Here is a 16,537-nt window from a genome sequence, read left to right on the forward strand (position 1 = left end):
GCCGTTATAAGGAGGGTTCATCCATGAAACCGACGAGATACGGGAGTGCGGTCACAGATGCGAGGCAGGCTCTTCAGGCTTCCAAGCGGAGCTCTCCGGCCATGGGTCAATTCGTGAAGGAATGTACCTGGTACCTTTATCTGCTTCCGACCGTAGGTGTACTTGCATTGATCAGCTACTACCCGATGGTCAAAACATTACTTCTCAGCTTCTACGTTTCGAATGACGGAAGTCTGGATAATTTCGCCGGGTTGTTTAACTACAGGCACCTTCTGACAGATCCGAACTTCTTCCTGGCTATCTATAACACCTTGTACATGGGATTGTTCGGACTACTGCTTGGGCTGCCGTTGTCGTTCCTGCTGGCTGCTCTGATCAACCGGGCTGTGTACGGGAAAGGACTGCTTAAGGTCATTTACTTCTTGCCGAATGTGACTTCAGCGGTAGCCGTCGTGCTGGTGTTCAAGGTCCTGTTCTTCCCCGACCAGTCAGGTACGGTCAATTATGTACTCTCCTGGTTCGGCATCGAGGCGAAGCCATGGGTGAATGATCCGACGCTGATCAAATGGGTTGTCATTGCATTAGCGCTGTGGCAGTCGGTCGGCTTTAATATCTTGATCTGGATGGCGGGCTTGCAGTCGATTTCCAAAGATTATTACGAAGCGGCAAGGGTGGACGGCGCCTCGCGCTGGGAGGAAATGAAGTATATCACGATACCTGGCGTCAAACCCATTCTGTGGTTCTTATTAATCACAGGCGTGATCGGCGCCTTCCAGCGATTCGATGATGTGTATACGTTCGGCGGGGCTTCCGGCAGTCCGCTCCGCTCACTGCAAACCATCGTTCTCTTCTTCTATGAAGAAACGATGGAGAAGTCCCAGTACGGGTACGGTTCAGCGGCTTCGGTCGCACTGTTCCTCATGATTCTGATCATCACCATCATCAATCTGAAGATCTCCCGGAGATCGGAACGATGAAAGGAGGCAGGTTCGAATGACAAGACGCAATCAAGCGTTGGAAATGGTCCGGCTGCTCGTACTTTCGGCGCTGGCCGTGGTCTTTCTCTATCCGTTCGTGCTTATGATAGGCATCTCGCTGGACGTGAATGCGAATTTCGGGCTCAGCTTCCCGCCCCGCATCGTTCCGGAAGAGTTCGGGTGGAAGAACTTCTCATTGATTTTCAAATCCTTGCCGATTGGCACGTACTATCTCAATTCGCTTATTATAGTTGCCGGTTCCGTGGCAGGTCATATCGCGGGCGCCACGCTAGCAGGGTATGCCCTGGCCAAAGGGGAGTTCAGGGGGAAGAAAATATGGCTCCTCCTTATTCTCACCGCTATGATGGTGCCTGATCAAGTTATCGTATTTACACGATTTCTAGTGTTCAATCAGCTGCATCTGATCAATTCCTTCGTTGGGGTTATTCTTCCGACACTCGCGTATCCGTTCGGCGTCTTCCTCGTGAAGCAGTTTATGGATTCGCTGCCGAATGAGTTGGGGGAAGCCGCCAAAATGGATGGAGCTCATCATTTTAAGATCTTCATGCGCATTTATTTGCCGCTAACGGCACCGATCATCGCGACTTTGTCGATCATTACGGTGATGCATAAGTGGAACGAGCTGCTTTGGCCGCTTCTCATGTTATCGAAGAGCAGCATGTTCACCGTCTCCATCGGCGTGGCGAATTTTACGCTAGGGCCGAACGGAACCTATATCGGGAGCAGCCTTGCCCTTGCAACTTTAACCATTATCCCGATGGTTGTCTTGTTCCTTATCCTGCAGCGTTATGTCATTGAAAGTGTGGCATCGAGCGGTTTGAAGCTTTGATCCGAATCGCTCTTGGATATAGCTTGCCAATGTAACAACCAAATCCATTGTTGAGGTGAATGAAAATGATCGAATTGACCAAAGAAGAAAAGCAAAAATTGATGGAAGTATACCGTAAGCTGCGCGTTGCAGACGTGCGTGACGGCATGGATTGGAACATGATGCATTTCGTGGGCAGTATCTACACAGATACGATCAAGCCTCTCTTCCGCACAAACTTCTGCGGCTTTGCCAAAACGGTTCAATTCGTGCCGACAAACCGCACGATCCCTACGATGGATCCGGAAGCTTATACGAAATTCTCCAATCACTGGTACGGCAACGTTGCCACCTATCATTGGGGTAAGGAAATCGGCGAAGACGATGTGCTTGTGCTTGACGCCAGCGATACGAACGTCGGCATTATCGGCTCCAATAACGGCTTGGAATACAAAAGCCAAGGCTGTCGTGGCATCATCACGAATGGCGGAGCGCGCGATACGGATGAGCTGATCCTGAATCAAGTGCCGGTATTCTCCCGTTATGTGTCACAAACGATGGTGCAAGGGCGCGTTGAGTTCCAGGCCAAAGATATCCCGGTTAACATTAACGGCCAGCTCGTGCGGCCGAACGATATCATCGTAGCGGACGGCGACGGCATCGTAGTTGTGCCTATTGAAAAAGCGTGGGAAGTTGCCAAATATGCCACTCAGGAAATGGAAGCGGATAAGAAGAGCCGCCGCAAGCTGTACGATAAAATGGGCATATCCGTCGATGCGTCCGTTGCCGGCTACTAAGTACGAAAATCCCGGTTACGCCGGGGTTTTTCCTTATTCCATCATTACATTCACATCCAAGGGGGAAATCACGATGAATCCGCTAGATATGCGTCAAATTGCCTTTCTCGGGCTGGGCGCGATGGGTTTGCCGATGGCCAAAAACTTGGCGAGAGCAGGCTTTAAGCTGCATGTAGCCGTTCACCGGGACCCGGCTCCCGCAGATGAGCTCCGCAGGCTCGGGGCCGAGGTGCACGCTTCCCCGGCGGAGGCGATTGCCGCTGCCGGCGCGGTCATTAGCATATTGCCGGAGGACCGGCAAATGCGGCAGGTGCTGCTCGCTAGCGAGGTGCTGGCCGAGGTGCGCGAAGACCAATTGCTGATGGAGATGACATCCGGATCTCCAGGCGCGATGAAGGAGGTTGCGGAGGCTTATGCTGCCAGAGGGGCGTTGGTTTTGGACGCTCCCGTCAGCGGAGGCACGATCGGGGCGGAGAAGGGAACGCTCACGGTGATGGTTGGAGGCAGCGAGGAGGCGTTGGAGCTGGCACAGCCCATCCTTGGCGCGATCGCCCAAACGGTGCACTCCGTCGGTGCGATCGGCGCAGGCAAGGCGGTGAAGGCAATCAACCAGATGCTCGCCGCCGTGCATATGCTGGCTGCCTCCGAGGCAATCGCATTAGCAGAGAAGCTGGATGTGGACTTGGCCGCCTTGCAGAAAGTGATTGGCAGCAGCTCCGGCGGGTCCTGGATGTTCGCGAACAAAGCCCAGGCAATTGCTGAGCGTAATTTCCAGCCGGGCTTTAAGCTTCATCTCATGAAGAAGGACATCGGTATTGCCCTTCAGGAAGCGGCCGGTCAGCCGATGCCGGTGACTTCACATGCATTTCAGCTGTATGAAATGGCTGCCAAGGAAAGCGGTGAGCTGGATTTTGCGGCGGTGAGCCGTATAGCCAGAGGGTGACGGTCAGAAGGTGATCCCAAGGGTCATCCCTGCCCACGCCTTGTTCAGGAAATAGCGGGACGCAGGCAATTCTAAAGGGAAAGGAGCAGCTTCGTTGAATTCTATAGTTAGCAACGCGATCGTCCGAAATCAAGTATCCATTGCAGGAGGGAACAAGAGTATGTTGACAGCATTAATCGTAGATGATGAACCGTTGATGCGGATGGGTATTCAGAAGGCGATAAATTGGAGCAGCTATGGAATCGGCGAAATTCAAACGGCCCCGAACGGAAGAATTGCCCTGCAGATGGTCGAGGAGCGGCAGCCGGACTTGCTGCTGACAGACGTCCGGATGCCGGGATTAGACGGTTTGGAGCTGTCGCGAGCCGTTAAAGAACGATGGCCAGCTATCAAAATCGTCATTATTTCAGGCTATGATGAATTCAGCTATGCCAAGAAGTCCATTGCGATCGGAGTGACGGACTATCTGCTCAAGCCGATTGACAGCAAATCGCTGGGACAAACGATCGACAAAGTGACGCAAGAAATTGTTGACGAACGGGGTAAGCTTCGTGAGCAGGATCAACTGTCACACCTTCTGCAGCAATCGGTCGGCATAGCCAGACAGAAAGTGCTGAAGGAGCTGTTGTTCGGCGAATCCGGTGTGAAAGAGCTTAAGCGTTATGAGCATGTGGTCGGCTTAAATGATTCCATTTGCGGCAGAAATGCCGTTGCCCTGGTGAAAATCAATTCGTTCAAAGAGAAAAGCACCCTGTTCCGGGATGGCGGATTGCTTCATTATGCCGTACAAAATATTCTCGAAGAACTGCTTCGGACAGAGGGGACCGGCGAGCTTGTCGATCTTCGTCCCGGAAGTCTCGTGTTAGTTATAAATCAAGATGAGAGCGATTACAAAAAGATGGAGGAATTTGTAGTCAAGGCGCAAGCGGCAGTGCTGGAATATTTGCGCGTGCCGACCACCTGGGGCTTCGGCAGTATCGCTTCCGGCCTTCAGGGGCTGCGCCGGTCTTATCGCGATGCCGACCGCGCGTTGAAATTACGCTGGCTGTACCCGGCCAAACGGATCTTCGCTTTCGCGGGTGAGGAAGCGGGCAAAGCCTTCTCAGGTAACGATATCATTCAGACGATCATGCAGTCGCTGCAGTTGGGCAGTACGAAGGCGATGCTTGACGAAATGGAGAAATTGAAGGTTCGTTTTGCCAAAGACTGCATGTACGATCCGGAGAGCATCGAAGCTTTTTATTTGAAGCTGGCGGAATCACTGGAACTGCTGCTGAAGGAACGGAGCCGTGAAATCCAGACGGACTTGCATGAGCGGGTGCGTGAAGTCTTGTACTTGTCCGATACGCTGAATGAAGCCGTGATAAGCTTGGAAGCTTTATTTCAGGAATCCGTGCACACCCTACATCAGCATTTGCCCAAACCGTACAGTAAAGTCATTCGCGATGTGATCGAGTTTCTTCATCTGCATTACAAGGATGATATATCGCTTGCTGACGCAGCGAACCGAGTGTTCTTAAACCGCAGCTATCTCAGCTATTTATTCGTTCAAGAAACGGGAAGCAACTTCTCCGATTTTCTGGCTGTACTGCGGCTTGAGAAGGCGAAGGAATTACTTGCCGGAGGCGGCATGAAGAACTATGAGGTTGCGGAAGCGGTAGGCTACAAGGATTTTCGCCACTTCGGGCAGATGTTTAAGAAGCATACGGGGATGACGCCTGGTGAATTCAGGAAGCTTGCGCCATGAAAAAGGTGCGTTTGAATTTATTCACCAAGCTGATGCTATCTTTTCTAAGTCTGGTCGTACTGCCTTTGACGGTCGTCAGTTATTTTGCCTACAGTGTAGCGACGCATATTATCAACAATAACTTGAGCCGTTCGATCCAGCAAACCGTTCATCAGCTTTCCATCAACTCGGAAGTCATTTTGGAGGATGCCGAGAAGGCGGCCAATACGGCTTTCTACGACTCTTTCAACCTGCCTAACCCGATCAAAAAGCAAATTGAAGCGTATCCGTATGCCTCCGATTATGAAAAAAGCCAAATCAGCCGAAGCGTTGAAGATGAGATGAATAAATATACGATTTACCGTAACGATATTAACGGCATGTATTTCATCGATACGAACGGAACCTATTTCTCCTCGGCCAATCAACTAAGAGAGAAGCCGAATTTCACTGATTTTCCATGGTTTCAGGCATTTAGCCAATCCGATTCGGCGGATGCCAAGTGGTCGCCTTCCCACAAAGTAAGCGGGTATACGATTAGCTCGAATGCCAATGTAGTCACTTTCCTGAAGAAAGTTCGCAACTCATACGGCCGGCAAATCGGTATCCTGTGGATGGACGTCAATGAGAGAACCTTAGAGAACATCTATACAACCGGCCGTGTGGCTCCGAACGGATACACGATGATTCTGGATGATGTGAACAACGTAATCTCCATCAGCGACAAATTGCTTGTTACCCAGCAGCTGGAAGCGGCGAAGAGCGCGCTGTTCAAGCCTGTGTTCGCGGAGGATAACGGCTACTATTTCACCGATGAACCCGATGTTCGAAAGCTGGTCGCGTTCGCAACGATCCATACAACTGGATGGAAAATAATTACAGTTGTTCCTGCCAACGAATTGTTCGTCGATGCATCCAGAGTCAAAAATATTATATTGATCTCCGTCTGTATCATGACGGTGATGAGCACCATTATCGCTTACTTGCTAAGCCGGCGCATCACACGGCCCATTTCCAACTTGATCCGGCTCATGGAGAAGGTGGCGGAAGGCAACATGTCAGTCCGCGCCAGAGTGGACAATTCGGATGAAATTGGAAAGCTCAACAAGCATTTCAATATTATGATCGGCGACATTCAGAACTTGATCTCAACGGTATTCGTCTCTAATTTGAAGCAAAAAGAAGCTGAACTGGCGTCGCTGGAAGCGCAAATTAACCCGCACTTTCTGTATAACACGCTGCAGTCCATCAAATGGCTGTCGGACATTCATCAAGCTCCTGATATTGGGGAGATGGCGGTCAGTCTGGCGAAAATTTTCCGTTTTAGTATCAAGGGCGCGCCTATTGTCAGCCTCTATGAGGAGCTACAGCATGTCAAAGATTACATCAGCATCCAGAAGTTCCGGTATGGAGACCGCTTCGAGCTCGAAACCCGTATTCCTGAGGAGACGTTAAATTACCAGATTCCGAAGCTTATCATTCAGCCGCTGGTGGAGAACGCCATCTTTCACGGGATTGAGATGAAGGAAGAGCAAGGAACGATTACGATCTGGGCGGCTGTCGATGAGCAAGCGCTTCATATCGGTGTGGAGGATGACGGAGCGGAGATCAGCGATGAGAAATTGGCGGCTATTCGCAGCGCTTTGCACAAGCATGCCGGACAATATGCCGAGCCGAAGAAGAGTCTTGGCTTGAAGAACATTCACGATCGTTTGCAAATGCTGTACGGAACTGAATACGGTCTCCATATAGACCGGAGGCCGGACCGGGGATTTAGCGTGGTAGCCTCGCTGCCCAAAAATATGGATTGAACATAAAGGAGGAAATAAGATGATCAACCGGATATTCCGATATGAGCTGCCGACGGCCATAGAGTTCGGCCATGGAGCTGCGAAGACATTGCCACGCCATGTTCGTGAGCTTGGCGGAAGCAAGGTGCTTATCGTCAGTGATCCCGGCGTCCTTAAAGCAGGCGGCGTCGACCGGCTAACAGCACCGTTAAGTGAAGAAGAAATTCCATATGTCATCTACTCGGACATTGAACCCGATCCGAATATTGAATCGGTTGCAGCGGCAACGGAGCTGGCCCAATCCGAAGGCTGCGACCTGGTTGTCGGCATTGGCGGCGGAAGCTCGCTCGATACGGCGAAGGCTGTCGGCTTGATGCTAGGCAACGAAGGCAACATTCGCGACTATGTAGGCATCAACAAAGTGCCGCGCAAAGGAGCTCCAGTCATTGCGGTTCCAACGACTGCAGGGACCGGTAGTGAGCTTACGATTTGGTCGGTGCTTTCCGACAAGAAAGCGAAGGTCAAGCTGAGCGTGGGCAGCCCGTATAATTGTCCGTCATTGGCATTATGCGATCCGGAACTGACGGTCTCTTTACCGGTTGCGCTCACGGCTTCCACGGGAATGGACGCTTTGACGCACGCATTGGAATCCTACGTTAATAAAGCAACACAGCCGATATCCGAGGGCATGTCGATCCAGGCGATGAAGATGATTGCCCGCAGTCTGCGGACTGCCGTCGTCCAAGGAGAGAATTTGCAAGCGCGGCACGATATGCTGCTTGCCAGTCTGATCGCGGCCATGGCGTTCAATCCGACGCGTCTCGGGCTTTCGCATGCGCTTGCTATTCCGCTGGGCGCACATTTCAAAATTCCACACGGTGTCGTTAACGCGATCCTGCTGCCTGAAGTTATGGCCTTCAATCTGATTGGAAATTTGGAGAAATTCAAGGAAATTGCCGTCATTTTCGGTGAGAAGACCGACGATCTTTCCTTGCGGGAGGGTGCAGAGCTGTCAGTTGCTGCGATTCGCCGGTTGAAAGCGGATATCGGCATTACACAGACGCTTTCGGATTATGGCGTAACGGAGGAGGCACTGGATATGATTGCCGAAGAAGCGATGCAATCGGGCAACGTGCCGGTTAATCCTGTGAAACCGACCCATGAAGATCTCAAACAGCTATGCCGCGCCGCAATGTCCAAGTCCACTACCGTTACGGTCAGGTAACGAAAGGAGCGAATGTGTGATGTCAGAGCATGAAATGCTTAGTTGGCTGCAGGAAGCGGCCGGTAAAAACTATGGCAACTACATCAACGGCGAGTGGACGCCTGCAGAGGGAGGACGTTCATTCCCTATCTTTCACGCTGCAGAGCGCGAAAGGGTACTCGGGCGCTTCGCCGATTCCGACGCCGCAGACGTGAACAGAGCCGTTGAGGCGGCGGATGCCGCCTCCTCAAGCTGGTCCGCGGTGCCGGGCCCGGAGCGGGGGCAGATGCTGCTGCGGTTCGCAGACCTGCTGGAGCTTGACCGCGACGAGCTGGCTTATCGCTTGTCTGCCGAGCAGGGCAAGACGATCGCCGAATCCCGTGGCGAAGTGGCCCGGGCGGCGAAGGAAGCGCGGTTTGCCGCCGGCGAAGCCTCGCGGATCTTGGGCGAAACAGCTCCAAGCGAACGCCGGAATGTCAGCAATACGGTTGTCCGTTATCCGATTGGCGTCGTTGCGGCCATTGCCCCATGGAATTTCCCGGTAGTTACCCCGGTTCGCAAGATCGCTCCCGCACTGGCCTACGGCTGTACCGTCGTGTTCAAGCCTGCTTCTGCAACGCCTTGGGCGTCGGCAAGGCTCATGGAGCTGTTCACAGAAGCCGGAGTTCCGAGCGGAGTCGTGAACATGGTGACAGGCGGAGGCTCCCGCGTGGGAGATCCGCTTACGAAGCATCGCCGTGTCAAAGGGATCAGCTTCACGGGATCTACGGAGCTCGGCTTGCGCATTCAACAGATAGCTGCCGAGCGTTTGGTGCGCACGCAGCTGGAGCTCGGCGGTAAGAATGCCGCCGTGGTATTGAACTATGCGGACCTTGCGGGCGCAGCGAAGCAGATCGTATCTGCAGCATTTGCTTGCTCCGGTCAGCGGTGCACATCCATCAGCCGGGTAGTGGTACTTAAATCGCAGGCACAGCAACTCACAGCGGCATTGCTGGAGGAAGTGAAGGGGCTGCGCGTAGGCCCGGCCTGGGAACCAGGCATTCATATGGGCCCGCTCGTGAACCAAGATCAGCTGGAATCCGTGCAGCGTTACGTCCGACTGGGCAAGGAAGAGGGAGCGGAGCTGCTGTATGGCGGCGCTGTGCTCAGCGGCGGAACGTACCAAACGGGCGCTTACATGGAGCCGGCATTGTTCGTGAAGGTAACCGAAGACATGACGATTGCCCGCGAGGAAATTTTCGGTCCGGTGCTTTCGGTCATTGAAGCCGATACGAAGGAAGACGCATTGCGGATCGCCAATGGGACCGAGTATGGCCTGGCCGCATCGGTATTCACGGATGAATTGAACGATGCGAATGCGTTCGCCGCACGTCTCGAAGCCGGGATGGTACACATTAATCATGGTACGGCAAGCGAAGCGCATATGCCGTTCGGCGGCGTGAAGCTGTCCGGCTTTGGGGCTTTCTCCATCGGCAGTACCAATCAGCAGTTCTACACGGAAAATAAAGTCATTTATACGCAGTACTGATCAAGAGGTGAAAGCATGCACATCGTAGTGCTTGACGGGTATACGCTCAATCCCGGGGATTTGAGCTGGGCAGAGCTGGAGAGGCTGGGAACGATGACGGTGTACGATCGCACGCCGCCGGAGCTCGTTAAGGAACGCATTCAAGGAGCGGACATCGTGTTAACGAACAAAACGCCGCTTACCAAAGAGGCATTTACCGGTCTAAACCGACTGAAATATATCGGGGTTTTGGCGACTGGTTACAATGTTGTTGATGTCGAAGCGGCTGCCGCCCAAGGCATTTGCGTGACCAACGTGCCGAAATATGGGACGGATTCCGTGGCTCAATTCGTATTTGCTCTGATTCTGGAGCTATGTCACAGGGTAGGCCAACATGGGGAAAGCGTGCGTTCAGGCGGATGGGCGGAATCGCCGGACTTCAGCTATACGCTTGGCAGGCAGATCGCTTTGGCGGGGAAAACAATCGGCATTGTCGGCTATGGGCGAATTGGCAAACAGGTCTCCCGTTTGGCTCAGGCGTTCGGGATGCGCGTCCTGGTTGCCGGCAGAGAAGGCCGATTGCCGGAAGCAGGGGAAGAAGGCGTGGAACGGGTACCGCTGGAGCAGCTGCTCGCCGCTTCGGACTTCGTAAGCCTGCACTGCCCGCTCACCCCCGAGACGGAAGGGCTGCTGAATTCGGTGAGGATCGCCCTGATGAAGCCTTCCGCTTTCCTCATCAATACATCGCGAGGGGGCTTGTTGGCCGAGCGCCATGTGGCTGAAGCGCTGAACGCGGGGGCGATTGCTGGAGCCGCCTTGGATGTACTCACCATAGAACCGCCAGGCAAGGACAATCCGCTCGTGCATGCCAGGAACTGCATCGTAACGCCGCATATGGCATGGGCCACCTTCGAGGCCAGGAGCCGGTTGATGGACATCGCTGTAGGGAATGTGGCCGCTTATTTACAGGGGAATGCCAGGAATGAGGTTAATCCTGCTTAGGACTAAGGCGGTGAAATGGAATCATGACGGATCGATTGAGGAAGTGAGGCCTCATTCGAGTGGACTGCTTGCTCTTACGGCAGATCAAGTGCTGTGCACTTGCCTGCTGCCGGCTCGGTACGTATTTATGCGGACTTTCTTGTACAAGAAGGTCCGCTTTTTTATGCTTTGCGGTATATGATAAACTTAGAGAACAATAACTAAGGAGGGCTAGCGATGGCGCGTGTATTATTTATTAACGCCGGATCAGAGGGGCATATCAATCCTACGATTGGCGTTGTGCAGGAGCTTGTTTCGCGTGGAGAAGAAGTCGTATATTTCGCTATAGAAGCATATCGCGAGCGTTTGGAGAAGGCGGGAGCTTCCGTACGTACATTTGACGAAACTAAATTTATTAAAGCTTTTCTGTCAGGCGGAAGAAACTATGCACTTGAAAGAATCAACGGTCTATTACATACGGCAGACATCGTCATACCTAGCGTTCTTGACCAGATCCAAGATGAACATTTCGATTACATGATCCATGATTCCATGTTCGGTTGCGGACGCATCCTTGCTCAAATCCTTAAGCTTCCTGCTATCAACTCTTGTACATCCTTTGCACAGACGCAAGAAGCATTCGATTCCATGTTAGAGCGATTTAAAGCGGAAGTCCCAGCGGAAATCGTTACACCTATCTATGATCAATTTCAGAGCCTTGCGGGAAGGATTAGCGATCGATACGCTGTGGAGATTCAAACGCCTTACGAGGTGTTCTGTAACCCGGCGCCGCTTACAATCGTCTATACAACAAGGGAGTTCCAGCCTGATGGGCAAGCGTTCGACCAATCTTACACATTTGTCGGCCCCTCTATCGCTCCACGAGTGCATGAAAGCATCGACTTACCTGCAATCCAAGGCAAGAAATGCATTTACATTTCGCTGGGGACCGTCTTTAACCAAGCTGTTGAGTTCTATAAGCTTTGTATGGAGGCTTTCGGAAATACGGAACATTCCATTGTCATGTCGGTTGGGAATAGAACTCCCATTACCGATCTTGGAGAAATTCCACCCAATTTCATCGTCCGAAATTATGTTCCGCAGACAGATGTCCTGCAGAACGCTGCTTTATTTATTACGCATGGCGGAATGAACAGTACCCATGAAGGTCTCTATTATGGGGTTCCTCTCATCGTCATCCCGCAAAGCGCGGACCAGCCGATCATAGCGGGGCGGGTTGCCGGCATCGGTGCAGGCATTCGCTTGCACATGCAGAGCTTGACGGCGAATCAGCTGCGGGAAGCTGCAGAGCGTGTGTTGAATGACGCCTTTTTCAAAGAAGCGGTTTTCATGATGAAGGAAACCTTTCAGAAGTCAGGCGGGTACCGGCAAGCGGTCGATGAGATTTTCCAATTCACAAGTCAGTACCGGATTTAAAATCAGAAGCAGGTCGCAGCCGGGCCTTTTTTGTTATGATAAAAATGCAATCAACTGCTCGTGCGTGAGCTGCAGCTTCTTCGGCCAAGGTTTACGGGTTAGCAGGGAGTTATCATATCTATCGGGAATGACGGAGTGAAAAGTATCCTGCTTCAATACCTCGCATACCGCATCGTGATAACCCCATCGTGTCAACAGTTTCCTCGTGAATTCGGCATGATTCATAGAATCAGCAGTGCCGAGGTGGTAGATGCCCGTCAGCTCATGCTCCATCAAATAGATAAGTTGCAAGGCCAAATGATGGTCCGTGTTTCTGGTGGAATATAAATTGCTATAGAGCTTGATAGGCTCACCGGTCTGGAGCTGTTGTCGCAACTCGTTCGTTCGAGGCGTATCCCGGCCATAAAGTGCCGGAATCCGCGCGATGATTAACTTGTCTGCCAGCAGCTCGGCCAATACTTTTTCACATTCCGCTTTAAATCGTCCATAATCGCTTGCAGCCGAGGGAAGATCCTCTTCATAATGCGGGGAATCGATACTGGCATCAAAGACATTCGAGGTTGAACACAACACCATTCGACCGCCTGCATGTCTCAAGTAGTCAGCAGTTCTCACATGGAACTGAAGCTGCTTCGCATAATCACCGCGCAATGCCATTACGACGAAATCGGGCTTCACTTCATGTAGAAAGGTGTCCAGTAAATCCAGATCAGCGATTGCAAGCTGAATCGAACGATCGGAAGGTAAAAATGATGGTATATTCGAATGATAGCTTCCATAGACATCATGGTGCTTAACGGCAAGATCCTTCGTTAATGCTTTTCCGACGGTTCCGCTTACTCCGAAAATGATTGTTTTCATATTTGGATGAGTCTCCTTTGTGTGGAAATATTTTTACGTAAAAATATTTTATTGCGTGGAGCGGGGATTGTCAACGCGGGTTTTGAAATAAAAATGTTGGATGACAAATTGGTTTTGAAATGACAAATAAAGTTTTGAAATTACAAATGAAGTTTTGAAAAGACAAACAAAGTTTTGAAATAAAAAAGCGTTCACTCATTAACTCTGGGTGAACGTTTTTTTGCTGAGTTAAAGCGTATGATTAACAACAATTTAGTTGCAATGGGGCATTAAGCTAACGGGCAGTTATACGCAACAAAACCTTATCCATATCTGCAGAAAAAGGACTTGACTTTAACGCTAGTGTCATACTTTATGATGAAACTAATCATTACAAAGAAGGGAGTTCATGATTTGAAAATAAGTAAAATCGCTAAACTAACCGGGATCAGTGCCAGATCCGTCCGGTATTATTAGCAGAAAGGATTACTCACGGTTTCTTGTCATGCCAATAATTAACGTGAGTTTGATGATTCTATTGTTGATCTGATAAATACGATTCAACTGTATCTTGATTTAGGTTTAACAACGGATCAGATCAAGGATATTTTATATTGTAAGAATTACAGGATTCCGGAAACGGACTACATGAGGTTCAGCCAACAAAACGCGGATTTCGTACGTTAAGCGGCCCGTAAAATAATTGAATATAGTTTTGTTCCTGCAACCATACTGAGAAGGAGGATTAACATGATTTACGATTGTGCAATCATTGGCGGGGGCCCGGCTGGACTCAATGCAGCATTAGTTCTAGGCAGGGCAAGGAGAAACGTAGCTTTGTTCGATCATAACAAGCCACGAAATGCCGTTACGCATGCTTCACATGGTTTTCTTACACGCGATGGTGTTACACCAGCAGAATTTCGGCGTGTCGCGTACGAGGAGGTGCTGAAGTATCCGTCAGTAGAGCATCATCCCGTTGAAGTTACGGATATTCGCAAGCTTAATGCAGGATTTTTAATATCTACACACGAGGGGGAACAAATTCAAGCTCGCAAGCTATTGTTCGCTTCAGGCCTGCAAGAAACATTGCCAGATATCCCAGGTGTCAGGAATTTATATGGAAAAAGCCTCTTTTACTGTCCATATTGTGACGGCTGGGAACTCAGGGACAAATCGTTATTTGTGTTGTGGGATCATCCCCGCGTGTTCCAACATGCAAAGTTGCTCTATAATTGGAGTCGCGATCTTATCGTCTGTACCAATGGCCCTGGCATTCTGACTAATGAACAAAAGCAAATATTAGCTTCCCGTGACATCGTTGTCTCTGAACAATCTGTATCTGCTTTTCATGGTAGTGATGGCAAGTTGCGGCTAGTGGAGTTCACGGACGGATCTAGAATAGAGAGAACAGGCGGATTCATTGCACCTAAGTGGGTCCCACGGGCTGGTTTTCAACAAGAACTTGGTTATGCGGTAAACGATCTAGGTGGAATCCTAACCGATGGAATGGGAAAAAGCACGGTACCTGGTTTATTTGCAGCTGGGGAAGTGACCACTGGATTCCCCTCACAACTCATCGTGGCTGCTGCGGCTGGCAGTATTGCTGCCGCCAGCATTAATCTGGAATTGACAGAAGAAGCCTTTAGTTCCTGAAGGGCTTGACGGTCTCACCGATGAAAGGAAATAGGAGGAGATATGAATGATTTATTATAATTTTTGGAAAGGCATCCGGGTACAATCCAATATTGTTGGAGTAAGGACGCAGATGGTAATAAACTTCCATTTCAAATAGTGAAATACAGTAATGGCCATCCGTTTTCTGGAACTACGACATATTCAACTTTAGGTTTGAGTAATGACACGTTAAAATCATCTGTTTCAGGAAAACAAATTCGACAAGAATTAGTTTTTGTTTCGGATTCAACGTTTGGAGATAAAAATATTCCCGGAATCATCCAACAAGTTGGTTTAAAGGCGTTAAACAATAAAATGGCGTACTTAAGAGGGGACGTAATTGGCCCATATGGTTCTTTATTTGATAATTCAAGATTAGAAGCATTGTATGTTACACTTCCTATTTATTTTCCAAATTCGTTTCATACATTTTTCGGGAATGACAACTTTCCAATTGTTATGTCATGGTTAGTTCCAATCACATTAGAGGAAGCAAATTTTGCGAAATTAAATGGGTGGGATAAGTTTGAAGATATGCTTGAGGAGGCAAACCCTGATTTGATTGATTTCAATCGCAAGGGCTTACTCTAATTCATTCATATAGATAAGAAGCTTGATTCAAGGAAAAGCATTGAACTAATAGAACGTTAGTTCAAAAGTAGGGAGTAGATTGCCGCGGCCGGCAACTGCTCCCTGTTTTATTGAAGTAACGGGCAGATTAACGTAGCTTCAGATTAAACTTATGATATGGTTCACCGGACATTATCAAAACACCAAACATCATCTAAACACAACAAGATGTTTATAAGATAGCGAATAGGCCACTCCGAATTCTGGAGTGGCTCTTTCATCTGTTAGTTCAACTATTCCGTAGGAAAGGATGTGTACCTTACTTATTCGCTATCCATCTTTTCGTTCTTAACCATTTTAGCTACACGCCCAAATTGTACATAATAAAATGCGACGATCACAACGACCAGAATGGCTAATACCAGGAAAATGTTGCTATATACGAAAGTAGTGCTATTTTGAGGTATCGGATTTAAGCGAACGGTCGATGTGCCGTAATCCAGTACCTTGCCGAGTGCAGCTGTAGATGCAGCCGTAGAAATAAAAGTGATCATGGAGAACAGTCCCATTCCTATTCCTATATGCTCTTTTGATAGCGTTCGTGAAACGGTGTTCGACATTGCAATTTGCATGAACGATTGACCAAGGACACCGAAAATAAGAAAGATCGCAATAAAGACTGGCGACATGCCAACGACTGAAGACAAACAAATGAAACCGATCATAAGAAGTGCTGCTGCTATATACATAAGAAACGGATTTCCCTTTTCATCAGCTAACTTGCCGCCCCGTCGCCCCAAAAGCGCTGCCACTAGGGATGACGGCAACATAACCATTCCGATGAAAACCGGTGACAAATGGTTTACAGAAGAAAGCAGCTGAGGTGTAATGAATGGAATAGCAAAGCTAATCCCGATCATTACGAAAGTAATAATTAGACCGAATGAAAACGGTTTGTTTCGAAATATAGCCGGGTTTATGAACGGCGCTGAAGCATAGCGAATACGTACTAAGAAGAAAATGAAAAAAATAGCACCCGCGACAGCTATAATGTGCACCCCTTAGAATAGACATTGGAAAAACCCCCTGGTTAATCCGATGAATTCTAAGGGGTGTTTTTTATGGGGTTTAAGGGACAAACGTACAATACTTATCCAGAGGAAACGAAGCTTGAGGCGATACGTCTGCATCTAGTGGAAAAATGGACGTACCGACAAATCACGGAGCATCTAGCCATTCAAGATAAAGATCGTGTAAAG

The 16,537-nt window shown here is 49.7% G+C and carries 14 protein-coding genes; 12 read left to right on the plus strand and 2 right to left on the minus strand.

The window, feature by feature from the left end:
* Positions 1-23 precede the first annotated feature (23 nt).
* The 10 genes from J2X61_RS13610 (at position 24) to J2X61_RS13655 (ending at position 12,191) form a co-directional block, all read left to right on the plus strand.
* Positions 24-977 carry a carbohydrate ABC transporter permease gene (locus J2X61_RS13610; RefSeq protein ID WP_274470159.1) on the plus strand — a complete coding sequence of 318 codons (954 nt, stop codon included), beginning with the start codon at positions 24-26 and terminating at the stop codon, positions 975-977.
* A gap of 16 nt (positions 978-993) precedes the next feature.
* Entirely contained in the window at positions 994-1,827 is an 834-nt protein-coding gene (locus J2X61_RS13615) for a carbohydrate ABC transporter permease (protein ID WP_274470158.1), read from the plus strand.
* A gap of 59 nt (positions 1,828-1,886) precedes the next feature.
* Complete coding sequence (locus J2X61_RS13620) at positions 1,887-2,603, plus strand: RraA family protein (protein WP_310188318.1); 717 nt, start codon at positions 1,887-1,889, stop codon at positions 2,601-2,603.
* Between the two features lie 73 nt (positions 2,604-2,676).
* Complete coding sequence (locus J2X61_RS13625) at positions 2,677-3,546, plus strand: NAD(P)-dependent oxidoreductase (RefSeq protein WP_310188319.1); 870 nt, start codon at positions 2,677-2,679, stop codon at positions 3,544-3,546.
* Positions 3,547-3,706: 160 nt separating this feature from the next.
* Positions 3,707-5,293, plus strand: a complete 1,587-nt coding sequence (locus J2X61_RS13630; RefSeq protein WP_310188321.1) for a response regulator — start codon at positions 3,707-3,709, stop codon at positions 5,291-5,293.
* Positions 5,290-7,083 carry a cache domain-containing sensor histidine kinase gene (locus J2X61_RS13635; protein WP_310188322.1) on the plus strand — a complete coding sequence of 598 codons (1,794 nt, stop codon included), beginning with the start codon at positions 5,290-5,292 and terminating at the stop codon, positions 7,081-7,083. Before J2X61_RS13630 ends, J2X61_RS13635 begins: the two co-directional genes overlap by 4 nt.
* A 19-nt stretch (positions 7,084-7,102) precedes the next feature.
* Positions 7,103-8,287: an iron-containing alcohol dehydrogenase gene (locus J2X61_RS13640; RefSeq protein ID WP_310188324.1), complete on the plus strand. Its 1,185-nt coding sequence runs from the start codon at positions 7,103-7,105 to the stop codon at positions 8,285-8,287.
* Positions 8,288-8,306: 19 nt separating this feature from the next.
* A complete protein-coding gene (locus J2X61_RS13645) occupies positions 8,307-9,794 on the plus strand; it encodes an aldehyde dehydrogenase family protein (protein WP_310188325.1) in 1,488 nt (495 codons plus the stop codon).
* A 15-nt stretch (positions 9,795-9,809) separates the two neighbouring features.
* Positions 9,810-10,775: a D-2-hydroxyacid dehydrogenase gene (locus tag J2X61_RS13650; RefSeq protein WP_274470150.1), complete on the plus strand. Its 966-nt coding sequence runs from the start codon at positions 9,810-9,812 to the stop codon at positions 10,773-10,775.
* Positions 10,776-10,991: 216 nt separating this feature from the next.
* Complete coding sequence (locus tag J2X61_RS13655) at positions 10,992-12,191, plus strand: macrolide family glycosyltransferase (RefSeq protein ID WP_274470149.1); 1,200 nt, start codon at positions 10,992-10,994, stop codon at positions 12,189-12,191.
* A gap of 33 nt (positions 12,192-12,224) precedes the next feature.
* Here the strand turns inward: J2X61_RS13655 and J2X61_RS13660 are convergent, their stop codons facing one another.
* Entirely contained in the window at positions 12,225-13,052 is an 828-nt protein-coding gene (locus J2X61_RS13660) for a sugar nucleotide-binding protein (RefSeq protein WP_274470148.1), read from the minus strand.
* Between the two features lie 729 nt (positions 13,053-13,781).
* Here J2X61_RS13660 and J2X61_RS13665 point away from each other — a divergent pair.
* The gene (locus J2X61_RS13665; RefSeq protein WP_269868936.1) at positions 13,782-14,687 is read left to right on the plus strand and encodes an NAD(P)/FAD-dependent oxidoreductase; all 906 of its coding nucleotides are present in this window, start codon (positions 13,782-13,784) and stop codon (positions 14,685-14,687) included.
* Positions 14,688-14,825: 138 nt separating this feature from the next.
* The gene (locus tag J2X61_RS13670) at positions 14,826-15,299 is read left to right on the plus strand and encodes a suppressor of fused domain protein (protein WP_310188327.1); all 474 of its coding nucleotides are present in this window, start codon (positions 14,826-14,828) and stop codon (positions 15,297-15,299) included.
* Between the two features lie 302 nt (positions 15,300-15,601).
* Here the strand turns inward: J2X61_RS13670 and J2X61_RS13675 are convergent, their stop codons facing one another.
* Positions 15,602-16,336: an MFS transporter gene (locus J2X61_RS13675; protein ID WP_310188328.1), complete on the minus strand. Its 735-nt coding sequence runs from the start codon at positions 16,334-16,336 to the stop codon at positions 15,602-15,604.
* Positions 16,337-16,537 lie beyond the last annotated feature (201 nt).

It is taken from the genome of Bacillus sp. 3255 (genome assembly GCF_031456485.1).
GTDB lineage: Bacteria > Bacillota > Bacilli > Paenibacillales > NBRC-103111 > Paenibacillus_E.